Annotated in this window: 14 protein-coding genes; 7 read left to right on the top strand and 7 right to left on the bottom strand. The window is 66.4% G+C overall.

Going from position 1 to position 16479, the window contains the following annotated elements:
• Positions 1-46: 46 nt before the first annotated feature.
• From HMPREF2550_RS00450 to HMPREF2550_RS00475, 6 genes are all read right to left on the bottom strand, one after another.
• On the bottom strand, positions 47-466 hold the full coding sequence (locus HMPREF2550_RS00450) for a hypothetical protein (protein ID WP_070789016.1): 420 nt from the start codon (positions 464-466) through the stop codon (positions 47-49).
• A gap of 226 nt (positions 467-692) precedes the next feature.
• Positions 693-1160: a hypothetical protein gene (locus HMPREF2550_RS00455; RefSeq protein WP_070789018.1), complete on the bottom strand. Its 468-nt coding sequence runs from the start codon at positions 1158-1160 to the stop codon at positions 693-695.
• A gap of 135 nt (positions 1161-1295) precedes the next feature.
• On the bottom strand, positions 1296-1634 hold the full coding sequence (locus HMPREF2550_RS00460; protein ID WP_070789020.1) for a branched-chain amino acid transporter permease: 339 nt from the start codon (positions 1632-1634) through the stop codon (positions 1296-1298).
• Positions 1634-2299: an AzlC family ABC transporter permease gene (locus HMPREF2550_RS00465; RefSeq protein WP_070789260.1), complete on the bottom strand. Its 666-nt coding sequence runs from the start codon at positions 2297-2299 to the stop codon at positions 1634-1636. The genes HMPREF2550_RS00460 and HMPREF2550_RS00465 overlap by 1 nt, the downstream gene beginning before the upstream one ends.
• A gap of 57 nt (positions 2300-2356) precedes the next feature.
• Positions 2357-2947: a YqgE/AlgH family protein gene (locus HMPREF2550_RS00470; protein ID WP_070789021.1), complete on the bottom strand. Its 591-nt coding sequence runs from the start codon at positions 2945-2947 to the stop codon at positions 2357-2359.
• The gene (locus HMPREF2550_RS00475; protein ID WP_083319697.1) at positions 2940-4436 is read right to left on the bottom strand and encodes a CCA tRNA nucleotidyltransferase; all 1497 of its coding nucleotides are present in this window, start codon (positions 4434-4436) and stop codon (positions 2940-2942) included. Before HMPREF2550_RS00475 ends, HMPREF2550_RS00470 begins: the two co-directional genes overlap by 8 nt.
• A gap of 84 nt (positions 4437-4520) precedes the next feature.
• On the opposite strand from HMPREF2550_RS00475, the gene HMPREF2550_RS11720 reads away from it, so the two are divergent.
• From HMPREF2550_RS11720 to HMPREF2550_RS00510, 7 genes are all read left to right on the top strand, one after another.
• Positions 4521-5462, top strand: a complete 942-nt coding sequence (locus tag HMPREF2550_RS11720) for an NUDIX hydrolase (protein WP_083319698.1) — start codon at positions 4521-4523, stop codon at positions 5460-5462.
• Entirely contained in the window at positions 5459-7996 is a 2538-nt protein-coding gene (locus tag HMPREF2550_RS00485; protein WP_070789023.1) for a hypothetical protein, read from the top strand. Before HMPREF2550_RS11720 ends, HMPREF2550_RS00485 begins: the two co-directional genes overlap by 4 nt.
• A 43-nt stretch (positions 7997-8039) precedes the next feature.
• Positions 8040-11723, top strand: a complete 3684-nt coding sequence (murJ, locus tag HMPREF2550_RS00490) for a murein biosynthesis integral membrane protein MurJ (RefSeq protein ID WP_256380805.1) — start codon at positions 8040-8042, stop codon at positions 11721-11723.
• Between the two features lie 114 nt (positions 11724-11837).
• Positions 11838-12392: an RNA polymerase sigma factor gene (locus HMPREF2550_RS00495; RefSeq protein WP_070762534.1), complete on the top strand. Its 555-nt coding sequence runs from the start codon at positions 11838-11840 to the stop codon at positions 12390-12392.
• Between the two features lie 155 nt (positions 12393-12547).
• Positions 12548-13468, top strand: coding sequence for a thioredoxin-disulfide reductase (trxB, locus tag HMPREF2550_RS00500; RefSeq protein WP_070789267.1), 921 nt, complete (start codon positions 12548-12550; stop codon positions 13466-13468).
• A 128-nt stretch (positions 13469-13596) separates the two neighbouring features.
• On the top strand, positions 13597-13920 hold the full coding sequence (gene trxA, locus HMPREF2550_RS00505) for a thioredoxin (protein ID WP_070762533.1): 324 nt from the start codon (positions 13597-13599) through the stop codon (positions 13918-13920).
• 106 nt (positions 13921-14026) lie between these two features.
• Positions 14027-15208, top strand: a complete 1182-nt coding sequence (locus HMPREF2550_RS00510; RefSeq protein ID WP_070789025.1) for an N-acetylmuramoyl-L-alanine amidase — start codon at positions 14027-14029, stop codon at positions 15206-15208.
• A 1-nt stretch (position 15209) separates the two neighbouring features.
• Here HMPREF2550_RS00510 and HMPREF2550_RS00515 read toward each other — a convergent pair whose 3' ends face one another.
• Positions 15210-16448: an RNA-binding domain-containing protein gene (locus tag HMPREF2550_RS00515; protein ID WP_246819710.1), complete on the bottom strand. Its 1239-nt coding sequence runs from the start codon at positions 16446-16448 to the stop codon at positions 15210-15212.
• Between the last annotated feature and the right edge of the window lie 31 nt (positions 16449-16479).

Consider the following 16479-nt stretch of genomic DNA (forward strand, 5'->3'; position numbering starts at 1 on the left):
ACCCTCGCATGCGCGAGAAGTGGGGAAATCTGAAAAACGCGTAGCCCTAGAACGGCAGGTTCGGAAGGGTCACGCCCGGGATGACGCCAGACGCAGCCACGCCACCGAGAACCGCAAGGACTGCGACCGCAATACCGGTACCAACGAGGATGTCGTAGGTAGTGCCGACCGGGTAGCCCTGGTTTGCATCGTTCCTTAAGGACGAAGCGAGAGGGCCTTCTTTGTCCTCGTCATTGCTGCTCGACTTGAACACATCGTTTTCAGAGGATTGCATGAACGGCTTCGAAAAGCCGGAGCCTTCTTGAAGGGCCTCCGCGATGACAGCTGCCCCAACGTAGAGGCCCGCCTCAACGTCCGTGACCTTCGAGGAAGAGTCGCGGTTGTAGCCCTCGAGAGCCTGGGCAGGCGCTGCTGCCAGGGACAGAGCGGTGGCTGCGGCGAGAGATGCTGCGGCAATGCGCTTCATTGGAATCTCCTAGTGATATTGAAGTTTCTTGCCAATTGTATGGCAACACACACAGCATATCGTGAAGTCTCAATTTTTAACGGCAATATGGGAAATTAATTTCATGCCGAGGTGGACTTCGCCAACTTGGGATTCGTCACTGCCACTCTGAAGAAGGCGGTTAGACACAAAAACTCCCCACTCTCGCAAGTGCGAGAAGTGGGGAAGTTCCGAAAAACCCGATACCCTAGAACGGCAGGTTCGGCATGTTCGGCAGCAGGCCAGCCTGGTTGGCGACGAAGCCAACTGCACCGATGCCAACAGCGGCGACTGCGATCCAGGTCAGGATCCAGCCCGCCTGCGACGCCTTGTACGCCTGGTCCGCGCTGGAACCGCGCTCGACGGAACCGACCATCATGTCCTTTACACCATCGGTTTGCGGGGCAGCTCCGTACCCATCTTCATCGAGCTTCTTGTCCAGCTTGCGCTTCTCAATGCCCTGTCGGGCACCTTCCTCGGCACCCTCGAGCGCGCCTTCCACGACGCCCTTCGGACCTTCAGCGGCGTCGCGAATGCCGTCGATCAACTCGGAATCTTTAGCCTTCTCGCGAACACCGTTGATAAAGTCGCTGTTCCCTTCAGCTGCCTGTGCGGGTGCGGCTGCGAGTGAGAGTGCGGTCACGCCAGCGAGACCGGCGGCAAGAATGCGCTTCATGTTGTCTCCTTCTGTACTTGTGAAGCTCGATTGACACGTGCCTAGGTAGTGGGCAGTGGTGCAAGAGTATCGCTACTTTTTAGTATTTTCCACCCGCGGCGGTCATATACGCCAAAGCTCCAGGCCAGCGCACCTTTAGAGAATCAGGTTCACCAGAGCCATGTACGCGAGGGTGCCGGTGAAGATGGAGAGGCCCGGTGCGCGTCGCCAAGCATGGAGCCCAAGCGTCAGCGCGCTTGCAATGAGCGCAGCCGCAACGCCACCGGGGGAGTCGGTCGCTCCGCCGATGGTATAGACCACGAGCACGGTCATCACGCCGACTGGCATGTAGACGCCGAGGAACTCAATAAAGGGGCTTCCCTTGAGTAGTTTGAGGAAGGAGAAGGGTAGGGCTCTTAACGCCACTGTGACGATACACACCGGGATGAGTACCGCCCACACCATTGCGGGGGTTACGTCTGCGGGCAGTCCCATTAACGCAACCTCCACGTGAGTTTCTTATCCAGCGCCGGCACCCAGTAGCGCACGAGCAGCAGGAGGAAGTAGGCGATGAGTGCAACCATGAGCATGGAGGAGGGAGTCAGCACAAAGGCAAGCACGCCCATGCCGGCCGCGATCACAACCGCCCCGAGGTCGCGCGAAGATTTGAATGCCTCGTAGGCCAGGACAATAAAAAGGGCGTTCAGCGCGAACTCCATGCCCTGCACCGAGGAAGGAATGATCTGCCCGGCGAGCGCGCCGATGATGCCCGGGACGACCCAGAGCAGCTGGCAGACCACCTGGATGGTCAACAACCGGGTGCCCGTCACTGGTGTGTTGGGGCCGCGGGCTGAGACGACGGCGTAGGACTCGTCGGTAAGCGCGTAGGCCGAGTAGCGGCGGCCCCACCAGGAGCGGATCCTGTGGCGCGGGTAGGTGAGTCCGTAGAAGATATGACGGAAGTTCACCATGAACCCGGTGACCGCTGCGGACAGCGGCCCAATGCCGGAGGCGACCATGTTGATTGCCAGGAACTCCATCGAGCCGGCGTAGATCACGATTGAAAAGATCGGCGTCCACCACCAGGCGTATCCTGCCTGGGTCATGAGCAGTCCGAAGGCAAGGCCGAGCGGAATCAGCCCCAGCCCGACGAGCCACATGTCGCTGATGCCGCCGCGAATTTCCTCCAATGTTTCACGTGAAACAGTCACGCTCACCTACTCCGAATCCTCGGGGTTGGCTTGCCACCGTACGGGTTCGCGCCCCATGACGTCGCTCCACAAGTCGCCGTCAATGGGGCAGAGGACGTCCTCCGGCAGGGCGTCGGCAAGCAGCCATTGGCCCGTGCTGAGGTCGTCGCGGAGCATCGCCAGGTCGAAGTAGGTCACGCCGATGTACATGCGCGCGTCCTCGACGTCGCGCATCAGCCGCTCCGGCTCCTTCGATCCGTGCAAGACCGCGAGCTTGTCCGTCAGCGGGTTCATGTGCAGGTGCGCGCTCGGGTCGATGCCATCCTTGGGCACGCCGACGAAACGCGCCGAGGAGACCTCCGCGAGGCCGCCGACACGGAAGTACGCGCTGTCGCCGGTGAGAAAATTGTCCCATCCGTCGTAGTGCTCGTTGACCTTCTTCTTCATCGGCAGGTGCAACATAAGCGCCTCTACCTCGTTGTCCTGCGGGTAAATGTCCAGGACCAAGAACACGGAGCGCTCGACCAACGGCTCCTTGAGCTCAGGGTTGGCCACCAACAGCTTGCCAGGCTTGAGCGATCCCAGGCCGCGATCACCTGGGATTAGGCGATCAGCCATGCTGCGCCTCCCACCACTTCTTCAGCTCCGCGATTGCTTCGTCGCGCTCGAGCTCGCCGCGCTCGAGCCGCAATTCCTTCATGTATTTCCATGCTTTCCCCACCTCCGGGCCCGGTTCGAGCCCGAGAATCTGCATTATTTCGTTCCCGTCCAAGTCGGGGCGCACCCGGGCCAAGTCCTCCTTGGCCGCGATGTCGGCGATGCGCTCCTCCAAGTGATCGTAGGTGCGCTGGAGCCTGCGCGCCTTCTTTGGATTCCTGGTGGTGCAATCGGCGCGCACAAGCTTGTGTAAGCGGGGGAGGAGCTCGCCTGCGTCCGTCACATAGCGACGCACGGCGGAGTCCGTCCACTGACCCTCGCCGAAGCCATGGAAGCGCATGTGCAGGAAGACGAGCTGGCCGACGTCCTCGGTCACGTGCTTGGGGTACTTCAGCTTGCGCATGCGCTTGCGCGTCATCTTCGCCCCGACCACCTCGTGGTGGTGGAAGCTCACGCCGCCGCCCGGCTTCACCGCGCGGGTGTCCGGCTTGCCGATGTCGTGTAGAAGCGCCGCCCAGCGCAGCTTGAGGTCCGGGCCCTCGTCCTCCAGCTCGGTGGCCTGGCGCAGCACGGTCAGCGAGTGACGGTAGACATCCTTGTGCTGCAGGTGCTCGTCCTGCTCCAATTGCAGGGCCGGGATCTCGGGAATCACTTCGTCGGCCAGACCCGTCTGGACCAGTACGTCGATGCCCTCCCAGGGACGCGCACCGAGCATGAGCTTGTCCAGCTCGGCCTGCACGCGCTCTACCGTGATCCGGTTGATCTCCTCGGCCATCTCCCGCATCGCATCGAAGACGCGGGGCGCAACCTCGAAGCCCAGTTGGGAAACGAACCGGGCGGCGCGCAGCATGCGCAGCGGGTCGTCCCGGAACGACACCTCCGGTGCTTGGGGCGTATCCAGACGGCGCGCGAGCAGATCCTCGAGGCCGCCGACGGGGTCGTGGAAGGTGGGGGCCAACGCGCCGTCGACAAGCGAAAGCTCGATTGCCATCGCATTGCAGGCGAAGTCGCGGCGGACAAGATCGCCTTCGAGCGTGTCGCCGAAGGTGACCTCCGGGTTGCGGGTCACACCGTCGTACAAATCGGCGCGGAAGGTGGTGATCTCCACCTGTTTGCCCTGCTTGACTGCGGCAACGGTGCCGAACTCGATGCCCGCGTCCCAGGTCTTCTCGCCCCACGCGTCAAGGATCTCCTGGGTCACCTCCGGGCGCGCGGAGGTGGTGAAGTCGAGGTCGTGGCCGAGCTTGCCCAGCATCGCATCGCGCACCGGGCCACCGACTATATATAAGGTCTCGCCGCGCTCCGCGAAACACTGCGCCAGCGGGGTGAGGAAGTCGGCGAGCTCCATGACCCCTCGCTGCGCGCGCGCCATCAGCACGGCGGCCGCATTGGGGTCGTCCGCGTCGGGGAGGTCGAACAGGGGCGAAGAAGATTTCGGCGTAGTCACCATGCTCACGTTACCCGGACACGTCAAAGGAGAGGAAGGGCGTTGTGAAATACCACAACCGGCGCTGGGACGGATACGATAAGGCAGATGACTGACAACACACGGCCCAACCGCACCGTCGGCAGCTCCAACAGCGCCGGCGGTGCTGGCGCGCGCGAAAAGGGCGGCGCTGGCGGGGAGAATGGTGCCGGTGGGGGCCAGCAGCGGCCGAAGCGACGCCGCCGTCGCAGGCGCGGGCGCGGCAACCGGTCGGGCAGCAACCATAGCAACCACAGCAATCAGAACCAGCAGGGCCAGAATAAGGAACAGCACAACCAGCACTCCGGCCAGGGCGCAAGCGAGGCGGGGGAGGGCCGCGGCGGTCAGGGCGGCAAGCGCCGCCGCAACCGCAACCGCTCCGGAGCCAAGGGCGGCAGCAACAGCCGCAACCAGTCGGGCAAGCACCCGGCAAGGCGGAAGCGCGGGCGCGGGCAGGGGAGTAACCGTCGTCAGTCGCAGTACAGCCACCGCTCGCAGTCGGGGATGGAAACGCGCGACGAGACCTCGGCCGGCGGCCTGGTGGTCTCCGGGATGGCCGAGGCGGTCAACCCGCAGAATAATAAGGTAGACATGTCGCAGATCTACGTCGCCTTGATCGGGCGGCTCGATCGGCGCCGTCGCCTGCTGTGGTCCATGCCGAAGGGGCACGTCGAAGACGGGGAGCACCAGTGGCGCACCGCGGAGCGCGAGGTGTGGGAGGAGACCGGCATTACCGGCGAGGCCTTCGACACCCTCGGCACCATCGACTACTGGTTCGTCTCCGACGGGGTGCGCATCCACAAGACCGTGCACCACAACCTGCTGCGCTACGTCGACGGCATCCTCAACGACGAGGACCCGGAGGTCACCGAGGTCGCGTGGGTGCCCATGAGCGAACTGATCGAGCGCCTCGCGTACGCGGATGAGCGCAAGCTCGCGCGCGTGGCCTATGACAAGATGCCCAACCTGGCGCGGGCGGAGGCCGAAGCCGGAAGGGCCACTCCGCGATGAGGGGGCCCGCAGGCGCGACGCTGCCCACCCTCGCGGTTGCGGGGCTGGCACTCGCGGCGGGCGCGCAGCCTGTGGCCGCCAACACCCTGCCGGTGCCCACCAACCCGGACAACCCCGAGGTCGCCGCGCAGTGGGTCAACCCCAACGTGCGCGTGGGCGAGGGCGAGCGCGCCACCATCGAGGCGCTCGAGCTGCCCGAGTCGATCCGCGCGCACGATCCGTTTCACGTGAAACTTCGCGTTCGCAACACCTCCGACGCCCCGCTCGAAGGCCTCCAGCTCGTGCCCCGCCGCGGCCCGCTCACCGGCTCGGTCGCCGACCAGCGGATGGCCACCATCGCCTCGCTCGCCGACTACGGACTCATCGGCCAGGCCGAGGCAGTGCAAGCGCTTGCGCCCGGCGAGTCCACCGAGCTGGAGCTCAGCTTCCGAACCGACGCGCTCGCCATGGGCGACATCGGCACCTATCCACTCGCTCTTTCGCTTCTCGACGCCACAGGCACCCCCCTAGACTCCGAACGCTTCCACCTGACGGTCCGCGGGCTTGCCGACGGCGCACGCCCGGGTACCCTCAGCGCGCTCTACCCGATATCCGCCCCCGTCGACCTGGTGCCAGGGGAGACCGGCGAGGCCCCCGAGGACCCACAGCTGATCCTCCAATCCGAGACGCTGGCCGACCAACTCGCACCGGGCGGCCGCCTCGACCGGCTCGCCACCACCTACCTAGAGGCGCTCGAGACCCCGCAAGTGCGCGAAGCGACGTGCGCCGCGATCGACCCAGCGCTCGTCGACGCCGTCGACCGCATGGCCGGCGGGTACGCGGTGGATACCGAGCGCGCGCCCGTCGTCAAAGAGCCCCAGCGCCTTCGCGACAGCTGGGGCAGTGCCGCAAACGATACCGACGGCACCCCCGGGACCGGCGCGCAGGACGCGGCTAGATTCCTAGAGACACTGCGCGAGATCGCGCGAACCGGCTGCACCGTCGCCTTGCCATGGGCCAACGCGGACTTGGACGCGGTGGCGCGGACAGGGGATCCCTGGCTGATCCGGGAGACCGTCGAGCGCGGCCCCTTCGTCCTGGAGCGGGTGCTTAGCACCCCCGGATTGCACAACGTTGTCGTCGCCGGCAACGCGATCGAGCACGCGACCGCCCCGGCGCTGGGGTGGGCCGACCACGCGCATTCGACCGTGCCGGCCAGCGGCATGCAGGCCGTCTGGGAGCTCGATCAAGCAGCGACGGAAGAAACCACAGCGGGGGAGGGCACCTCCCAGAGCAACCTTGACGTGCGAACCCCCGGCTCCGCGCGCACCGCCGCTGCGCCACGGCCGGAGACGACCGTGCGAGTCCTGCTCCCCGCCAATACGATCCAGACGGACCCCGATGTTTCACGTGAAACATCGCCGGGCGCACAGCGCTTCGCGTGGGCCGCACCCAACGTCCTCGCGGTGGGGTACCAATCTTCGCTCGCCTCGGTGCTCGCCTCGGTGGGGCCGAACCCGATCACCGCGACATACGCGCCCGAGTTCACCCGCTTCGACGCCACGCAAGACTCCGCCGCGTCCCGCGCCACCAACGCCGCGAGCGCGATTCGGCTCGCCGCGCAGCAGGCGTGGTCCTTCGAGGACCAACCCGACACCGAGCCCGTCTTTGTCAACCCCCCGGCAACGTGGGACGCGGACAGCGCCGCCACGCTGCTCGGCACAGTCGCCGACCTGGTCACCCACGGCGGGGCAGCACCGCTGTCGCTTACGCGCTACTTGGAGCCGCCCGCGGATACGGTCGTGCCCCCGGCCCAGACTATCGGCAGCCCCTATTCCGACCCTGGCACGTACGCCGATTCGGAAATCCTCGCGGCGACCCAGCAAGCCCGCTTCATCAACGACCTCACCGAGCTCCTTACCCCCGACCCCTCCATCGCGCTGACCCGCTACGGCTACACGCTGCCACTGCGCCGCGACCTCATCACCGCGCTCAGCCCCGGCCAGCGCCGCTCGCTGCACGGCTACGCGGACGCGGTATCGACCACGAGCCGCACCCTCGCCGGTTCGCGCGACACACTCACCGAGCTGCGCAACTCGGTGGCGCTCATCCCGCCAGGCAACGTGTACACGCGGACCTCGCCTTCGAGCCCGCTCCTGATCGTCGCGCAAAACGGGATGCCGCTGCCGGTGCGCACCTCCATCCAGTACCGCGGGCCCGAGGGCGCGCGCCTCAACGTCCCTGCCGAGATGCGGATCCCGGCCCGCGGCTCCGTCACCGTGCAGATGACGGCGGACCTGCCGGAGGAAAGCAAGGAAACCAAGCTGCAGCTCTTCCTCGCCGGCCCGCACGGCGCAGCCATGTCGCGGCCGGTGGACATCACCGTGCGCACCGCAGCGATGGCCATCCGCGGCTCTGTACTTCTGCCCGCGATGGCGGCGCTGATCGCCGCCTTCGTCTTCTTCGCGATCTGGCGTCAGCGCCGCCGCGGTGCCGCCGCGCGGGGGACCGCGACCAAGACTGGCGCCGACCCGCCAGGTGCAACTGCACCCTAAGACACTTCGGCACAGACCACCACACCTGATTGGAGAAGCTTCCGTGACACAGCAGGATGACACGGCGCGCGCGGCTGGCTTGCGACGTCGCATAGTCACCCCCGCCCCGCCGGCACCGGTGCCCAAGCCACCGGCCAAGCTGCAAGGCCCCGCGGAAAACCCGGAGCAGCCCGACAAGTCGATGCTGACTACCAGCCCCAAGGGCGAGCGCACGGCGCCGGCTAAAAAAGCCGGCGCCGAAAAGGACAGCGACGCACCGACGAAGGCGGAGACCACCGACACCATCCAGGCTGTCGACGCCCCCGAGCCGACCGCCTCCGAGCAGGCGGCACCGGCCACGCAGGCCGCCGCCGTCGCGACTGCCACCCGCGAAACAGATACGGAAGAAGCGGGGGAGGAGGGCATCTCCAACGCCTCGGTCGTACGCGCCACCGGCTCCATGGCAGTGGCCACGCTCATCTCACGCATCACCGGGTTCATCCGCACCGTGCTCATCGGCGCGGCACTCGGCCCTGCGGTGGCCTCCGCCTTCAACACGGCGAACACGCTGCCCAACATCATCACCGAGATCGTGCTCGGCTCCGTGCTCACCGCCCTCGTGGTGCCGGTGCTCGTGCGCGCGGAAAAAGAGGACGAGGACCACGGCGCCCGGTTCATCCGGCAGCTGTTTACGCTGACGTTTACGCTCATGGCTGTCGTCTCCGTCATCGCGGTGCTTGCCGCCCCGTGGCTGACCAGGCTCTTCCTCAACGACGCGGGCAAGGTCAACGTGGTCCAGGCGACCTCGTTCGCCTATCTGGTGCTGCCGCAGATCTTCTTCTACGGCATGTTCTCGCTCTTCATGGCGATCCTGAACACCAAGGAACACTTCCGGCCAGGAGCCTGGGCCCCGGTGGCCAACAATGTCGTCTCTATCGCGGTGCTCCTGCTCTACATGTTGGTGCCGGGACACTTGCATCCGGCGGCGCCGGCGTCGATAAGCAATCCGCACGTGGCGCTGCTCGGCCTGGGCACGACCCTGGGTGTGGTGGTGCAGTGCCTGATCATGGTGCCTGCGCTGCGCAAGCTGCGCATTGATCTGCGGCCGCTGTGGGGCATCGATGAGCGCCTCAAGCAGTTCGGCGGGATGGCGCTGGCGATCATCACGTACGTGGCAATCAGCCAGGCCGGCTACATCGTCACCACGCGCATCGCCTCGACGGCGAGCGAGGCCGCCCCGATCATCTACCAGCAGCACTGGATGCTGCTGCAGGTGCCCTACGGCATCATCGGCGTCACGCTGCTCACCGCGATCATGCCGCGCCTGTCGCGCAACGCCGCCGACGGCGACGACGAGGCCGTGGTCCGCGACCTTACGCTCGGCACCAAGCTGACGTTCATCGCGCTGATCCCGATCATCGTGTTCATGACGGCGCTGGGCCCCGACATCGGCCACGCGCTGTTTGCCTACGGCAACTTCGACGGCGACACCGCCCGCATCCTCGGGCTGACGATCAGCTTTTCCGCGTTCACGCTTATCCCGTACGCGCTCGTCATGCTGCACCTGCGCGTCTTCTACGCGCGCGAGGAGGCGTGGACGCCGACGATGATCATCGCCGGCATCACCGCCACCAAGATCGTGCTGAGCTACCTCGCGCCCATGGTGGCCGACTCCACCCAGTCCGTGGTCGTGCTACTCGGCGCGGCTAACGGCTTCGGCTTCATTGCTGGTGCGCTCATCGGTGCCTTCCTGCTGCGCCGCAAGCTGGGCACCTTGCAGGCGGCCACCGTCATGCGCACCTCCATCTGGGCCTTCGCCGCGGCGATCGTCGGCATCGCGGCGACGTACCTGCTGCGCTGGCTCGTGCGCGACCTGGCGGATGTGGACATCCCGGGCGCGCTCGGCCGCCTGATCGGGCTGCCCTCGCTCGGCTTCCTCATCGAAGTGATGATCCTTGGCATCATCTTCGTCATCGTCACCGGCCTGGTCCTGTCGCGCTCCAAGCTGCCCGAGGTGCAGAACCTCGGCCGCGCACTGGCACGCATTCCGGGCCTGTCCCGTTTCATCACCCCGGACGAAGAGGCCGCCATCGAGGTCGGCGAGGTCGACCCGCGGGATATGTCCACGCAGTTCCTCGCCTCCGACACCTTCAACGCAAACCCGGTCCCGCCGCCGATGTCGGCCGGTGTGGTCCGCGGCCCGCGCCTGGTGCCGGGCGCCAGTGTCTCCGACGGACGCTTCCGTCTCATCCGCGACCACGGCGCCACCACCGGGGCCCGCTTCTGGCAAGCCCGCGAAGTGGCCACCGGCGCACCGGTCGCGCTGACGTTTGTGGACACCACCGGTGCCGCGCCCATGGCGCCGGCCACCCCGCGCGAGGCCGCGCTCCAGGCAGCGGGCGTGGCGCGCCGCACCCGCAAGCTGGCCAACCTGCACCACCCGGCCGTGGCCGACAACATCGAGATCCTCTCGTACCGCACCGGCTCGCTCATCGTCGCGGACTGGATCGAGGGCTCCTCGGTCAAGGCGGTCGCGGAGAGCGGCCAGACGCTGCACACCGAGGCCGTCGCCAACGCGCTCGCCCCGCTCGCCGGGGCGCTCGCCGCCGCGCACGAGGCCGGCATCCCGCTCGGCCTAGACAACCGCCAGCGCCTGCGCGTGGATACCGACGGCCACGTCCGCCTCGCCTTCCCCGCCATCCTGCCGGATGCCTCCGGCCCCGCCGACGCCGATGCGTTCGCCTCCGCGCTGCAGCTGCTCACCACAAACGTGAACTCGGACGCGCTCGAGGGCATCACGAAGCGCACCCGCGCGCTTGTCGACGCCGACGCCATCGAAGACAGCGACTTCCGCGACCTCGAAGTGGCCCTGCGCGAAGAGGCGAACCTGCCCGCACCCGGCGAGGAGGTGACTGACGTCGCCGAGGATCTGGACGCAGCACCCGAGGCGGCCGCGGAGCCCACGACAGATACGACCGAGGGTGAAGGCGATTCCGGCTTCGCCGAGTACGTCGAGCCCGTCGCCGAGGACACTGACGACCCGGACGAGCTGCGCGGCGGCTTCGGCTCGCGCCGCCTCGGCACGGTCACCACAGTGCTGCTTTCCGCCATCGCGGTGGGAGCCGTGGTGCTCATCGCCGCGCTGACCACTTCGCTGATCGGCTTCCTCTCCGGCGACGACACCAACTCCCCGGTCACGCACGACTCCGTGCAGCAGGGTGAACAACACATCGAGGAGGAGGCCACCGAGCACGTCGGCCTGCCCGTGATCATCAGCCCGCTCACCGCGCAGCCTATCGACGCCGAAGGCCAGCCCGTAGGCGAGCCCGGCACCGGCGACAGCGCCAACGACGGGGACACCGAAAAGCCGGACAAGGACGCCGAGGGCCCCGCCGCCACCGTGGACGGAGACCGCACCACCGGCTGGACCACCGCCCGCAGCGGCGGCATCGCGTTCACCCCGCCGGCCACGGCTGGCGAGGTGAGCGTCGAGCAGCTGCTCATCGACACCACCTCCGACGGCGGTCCGTACAGTGTCCACGCCATCCCGGTGAACTACGAGGGCCCACTCACCGCGGAAGCTTTGCCCACGCTCGCCGAGGGCACCTTCCACCCGGGCCAGAACAGCGTGGACGTGGACGACTCCGGCCCGCTGCGCGGGGTGTTCCTCTCCCTGCCGGCGAGCGAGAAGTCCGCTGAAATTCAGGTGCGGGAGGTCTCGCTCATCGGGTTCACCGAGCTGCGCTAATCCGGCAAGCCTCCAACGCTGAATAAAATTGCCCGGCCCCCGCGCGCGAACCGCGGGGGTCGGGCATACTTGTGGCTACATCATTGAACTTGGGGGAGTTTTTGGGGGAAAACCATGCAATTTCGCACTGACCGCGAACTGTTGCGCGCGCACGCCCGCGGCGAGCAGGACGCCTTTGCAGACATCGTCCGCAAGCACAGCCCGCACCTGCTGCGGGTGGCCTACAACTATTCGCACAACGAGCACGATGCGCAGGACGTCGTCCAGGAGGCGCTGCTCAAGGCCTACCGGAACCTGCGCAATTACCGCGGGGAAGCGCAGCTTTCCACCTGGCTGCACCGCACCACGGTGAACACGGCCATCGACCACAAGCGCCGCGTCTCGCGCAAGGACCGCGAGATCAGCATCGACGACGAGGACAAACTCGGCATCGAGCGCAACACCCGCCTGTCGCACGACCCGCTGCGCGGCCTCGCCTCGGCCATGGCGCTGCGCAACGAGGTGGCCAAGTTGCCGCGCGCTCAGCGCCGCGCTTTATTGCTTATCGACGTCCACGGCATGTCCGTCGAACGCGCCGCCGAAGAGCTCGGCGTGCGCCCCGGCACCGTGAAGTCCCGCCGCTACCGGGCCCGTTCCGTGGTGGCGGAAGCGATGATGGACCGGATCTAGAAGTAGGGCAGTACACTGTGGAACCGTACATAGCGCACTGTCGTATGAGATAAAGGTGGAAGAAGATGACCAACCCCGGTTTTAACCAGGTCAACGTCGATACGCTCGGCAGCTCCGAGAAGGCTGCGCCGGCAGAGGAGTCCGCCGCCGCGGACATGTTGCACGACGTGATCATCGTCGGCTCCGGGCCGGCCGGCTACACCGCCGCCCTGTACGCGGCGCGCGCAGAGTTGAAGCCCCTGGTGTTTGAGGGCTACGAGTTCGGCGGCGAGCTGATGAACACCACCGAGGTTGAGAATTTCCCGGGCTTCGCCGAGGGCGTCATGGGCCCGGATCTGATGTCGAATATGCGCGAGCAGGCCGAGAAGTTCGGCGCAGACCTGCGCCCTGAGCTCGTCGAGCGCGTCGACTTTAGCGGCGAGGAAAAGAAGGTCTACGTCGACGGTGAGGAGTTCCGTGCCCGCGCCGTCATCCTGGCCACGGGTGCCGCCCCGCGCCACCTGGGCATCCCGGGCGAAGAGCAGCTCACGGGCCGCGGTGTGTCCACCTGCGCGACCTGCGATGGTTTCTTCTTCAAGGACCACCACATCGCCGTCGTCGGCGGCGGCGACTCCGCGATGGAGGAGGCCACCTTCCTGACCACCTTCGGCTCCAAGGTGAGCCTGATCCACCGCTCGGAGAACTTCCGTGCCTCCAAGATCATGCTGGAGCGCGCCCGCGCAAACGAGAAGATCGAGTTCATCACTAACACGCTCGTCGAGGAGGTGCAGGAAGCCGACGGCAAGGTCGGCGGCCTGAAGATCCGCAACACCGTCACCGGCGAGGAGCAGCTTCTCGACGCCACCGCGCTGTTCGTCGCCATCGGGCACGACCCGCGCTCCGCTTTCCTCGAGGGCCAGGTCGCAGTGGACGAGGCCGGCTACATCCAGGTCGAGGCACCGACCACGGCGACGAGCGTGCCGGGTGTCTTCGCCGCAGGTGACGTGGTGGACAACATCTACCGCCAGGCCATCACCGCCGCGGGCGCTGGCTGTCGCGCCGCGCTCGATGCGCAGCACTACCTCGCCACGCTCTAGGTCGCGTTCTACGCAACCTGTGACCCATCTGTTACCACGCTCCACGGTCGCGCCTCCCGCCGATCGTGCGCGCGGCACTAAGGTGGGAAAGCAACCGTGTAATGAATGTATCGAGGAGCGAAAACCTTATGAGCGCACCAGTTGATGTTACCCAGCAGACGTTCAAGTCCGAGGTCATCGAGTCCGACATCCCGGTTATCGTGGACTTTTGGGCCACCTGGTGTGGGCCGTGCAAGAAGCTTTCGCCCATCCTCGACGAGGTTGCCCAGCAGTTCGACGGCCAGGTCAAGGTGGCCAAGATTGACGTGGACGCCGAGCGCACCCTGGCCATGATGTACCAGGTGATGTCCATGCCCACCGTCATGGTGTTCAAGGGCGGCCAGAAGGTCGACGAATTCATCGGTCTGCGCCCCAAAAACGAGATCGTTGAGCGGGTGCAGACGCACCTTTAAGCCCGTGGCACGCGGGTTCGCTAAGCCGGGCCCGCCCCACGTAAGATAGTGCTAAGTCGGTCTGCTGACCTCCTCTTACCTGCTCCCCAACACAGAAAGGCCAAAAGTGCGTGCAACTCTTCGCGTCGGCGATTCCAGCGCTCGTGTTGCTGAGGCCCGCACCACGCTCGCGCGCCTCGGCATGTTGACGGAGTATGAGGGGTCATTGGATGACTGGAACTCCCGGAAATTCTCCAAGCAAGAGATGCTTTTCGACGAGGCGTTGGCCGACACCATCAAAGCCTTCCAACAGTCGCGCGGCATTATGCCGACCGGCAACATCGACGACATCACGCTGCGCGAGCTGCGCCAAGCCTCGTACAAGCTGGGCAACCGCGTCCTGAGCTACCAACCGGGCCAGGAGCTCGTCGGTGATGACGTGGTGCAGCTGCAGACGCAGCTCCACGAGCTTGGCTTTTACTCCCACCGCATCGACGGGCGCTTCGGTGCCCGCACGCACGAGGCGCTCATGGCCTACCAGCTCAACTCCGGGCTGGAGGACGACGGCACCTGCGGGCCCGACACCCTGCACGCACTCAGCCTTTTGGGCCGCCGCATCACAGGCGGCTCCGCGACCGCGATCCGTGAGCGCGAGCACGTCCGTCAGGCTGGCCCCCAGCTGACCGGCAAGCGCGTCGTCATCGACCCAGCCCTGGGTGGCACCGAGCGCGGTCTCACGGTTGAGGGCCCCTACGGGCCGATCACCGAGGAGGAAATCGTCTGGGACCTGGCCCAACGCGTCGAGGGCCGGATGATCGCCGCCGGGGTTGAGACCATTATTTCCCGCACCCGCGGCGATAACCCCTCCACGAAGTCGCGCGCTGACCTGGCCAACAGCTTCAGCGCTGACCTGGTCATCTCCCTGCAGCTGGATCAGTACCAGAACGAGAAAGCCAACGGCGTGGCCACCTTCTACTTCGGCAGCGAGATCGGCAGCTCGTCGATGACGGGCGAAACCCTGTCCGGCTACATCCAGCGTGAGATCGCCGCGCGCACCCGGCTGCAGAACTGCCACAACCACGCGCGCACCTGGGAATTGCTGCGCATGACCAAGATGCCTACGGTGGAGGTCGTCGCCGGCTACCTCACCAACCCGGGTGACCTGGCTGTGCTCACCGATCCAACGCAGCGCGACGCGATTGCCGAGGCCATCGTCGTTGCGGTCAAGCGCCTCTACCTCATGGAGTCGGACACGCAGCCGACCGGCACCTACTCTTTCCAGGACTTGCTGCGCGAGGAGCGCGCTTAGGCTACTTGATGAAGTAGCGCGTGGTGCGGGTGGTGCCGACGCGGCGGAGCAACGCGGCGTCGACGCACTTGCGCAGCGCCCGGTAGGACTGCTGCTGGCTCAATCCCGTCTGTTCGGCGACCTCGCCGCTGGCCAGGCCGCTTCTTCCCGCGCGCTGCACCGCGCCGAAAACGAGCGCCTCGTTGCCCTTGAGCTCGTGGTTTACAGCCGCGCCCGCATGCGACACGGTGACGGTCACCCCGCGGCCGTGCGTGCCCGCGAAGCTCAGCGGCTCAAGACCCGCGGCGTCGAGCTGTTCGCGCAGGTCAGGCATACCCGTGCCCGCCGCCCGGGTCAGCCCCGTCATCGCGACGGCGGTGGCCAAGTGGAGCGAGCGCGGCGCGTAGGTGGGCGTACCCGCTGTCAGTTCGCGCGCGTCCACGCCACGAGGCAGTCCGCCCGGGCTCGACACCGTCGAGCGTTCCTCCTCTAAGGCCACGTAGACCGGGCCGGGCTGGAAGTAGTCGCGGTGAGTCAACGCGTTGATGGCCAGCGGAAATACGGGACCGAGTGTTGTGCGCTGCTCGTTGAGGGCGTGCAAGATTGACGCGACGGGGCCGGAAGTCCGGTGTGTTTGGTGGGTGTGCCGCCGATCTGAGAACACTAGCTGGTGGTAGGGGAGGTGTTTCGCGATCGCCTCGGCGCGGCCGAAGAGCGCGATGGCGCCGAGGGTCAGCGGGGTAGGGGAGTCGTCGCGGAAGCCTAGAGAACGCACCAGGCCGTCGTCGCTGCGCTTGGCGAGTAGCGCATCGCCTCCGTGTGCAGCAGCCAGGTCACGGAAGTGTTGGATTGCGGCCGGGTCGAGGTCGGCTGGCGTGGCGCCCTCGGCGGGCAGCAGCGCCCAGTCGATCCCATTGGCGTCGCGGTAGCGGGTGAACAGGTAAGTGGGATCCATGCCGAAGGTCTCGGCGACGCCTTGCCCGTTGAGACGGCGGGCGAGATAGGTGCCCCACGTGGTGGCGACGGGGCTCGGATGCGCGTCGGCACTCACCGCGACGACCTCAGCGCCGTCGAGCGTGGCCGTCTCCACCTCCACGTGAAGCGGCGGGTTTGTGTAGCGCCGGACCGCCATGGCAAGCTCTGCCGGGTCGGTGCGCTCGCCGTGGAAGGGGTAGCATCCACTGATGGAACCGTCGCTATCAACGCCGATGAAAAGGGTGCCGCCGTCGGTGTTGGCGAGCGATGCCATTGTTTCAATCACGCGGCGTTCATTAATAAATGCGCCTGATTTA

The organism is Corynebacterium sp. HMSC074A01, from assembly GCF_001831515.1.
Classification (GTDB): Bacteria; Actinomycetota; Actinomycetes; order Mycobacteriales; family Mycobacteriaceae; genus Corynebacterium.

Bases quoted from the DNA above. Each gene is read 5' to 3' on its own strand.
- HMPREF2550_RS00495 (WP_070762534.1), top strand. From the start codon at position 11,838: ATGCAATTTCGCACTGACCGCGAACTGTTGCGCGCGCACGCCCGCGGC.
- HMPREF2550_RS00485 (WP_070789023.1), top strand. From the start codon at position 5,459: ATGAGGGGGCCCGCAGGCGCGACGCTGCCCACCCTCGCGGTTGCGGGG.
- HMPREF2550_RS00475 (WP_083319697.1), bottom strand. From the start codon at position 4,436: ATGGTGACTACGCCGAAATCTTCTTCGCCCCTGTTCGACCTCCCCGAC.
- HMPREF2550_RS00460 (WP_070789020.1), bottom strand. From the start codon at position 1,634: ATGGGACTGCCCGCAGACGTAACCCCCGCAATGGTGTGGGCGGTACTC.
- HMPREF2550_RS00465 (WP_070789260.1), bottom strand. From the start codon at position 2,299: ATGTGGCTCGTCGGGCTGGGGCTGATTCCGCTCGGCCTTGCCTTCGGA.
- trxB (WP_070789267.1), top strand. From the start codon at position 12,548: ATGTTGCACGACGTGATCATCGTCGGCTCCGGGCCGGCCGGCTACACC.
- HMPREF2550_RS00455 (WP_070789018.1), bottom strand. From the start codon at position 1,160: ATGAAGCGCATTCTTGCCGCCGGTCTCGCTGGCGTGACCGCACTCTCA.
- trxA (WP_070762533.1), top strand. From the start codon at position 13,597: ATGAGCGCACCAGTTGATGTTACCCAGCAGACGTTCAAGTCCGAGGTC.
- HMPREF2550_RS11720 (WP_083319698.1), top strand. From the start codon at position 4,521: ATGACTGACAACACACGGCCCAACCGCACCGTCGGCAGCTCCAACAGC.
- HMPREF2550_RS00470 (WP_070789021.1), bottom strand. From the start codon at position 2,947: ATGGCTGATCGCCTAATCCCAGGTGATCGCGGCCTGGGATCGCTCAAG.
- HMPREF2550_RS00450 (WP_070789016.1), bottom strand. From the start codon at position 466: ATGAAGCGCATTGCCGCAGCATCTCTCGCCGCAGCCACCGCTCTGTCC.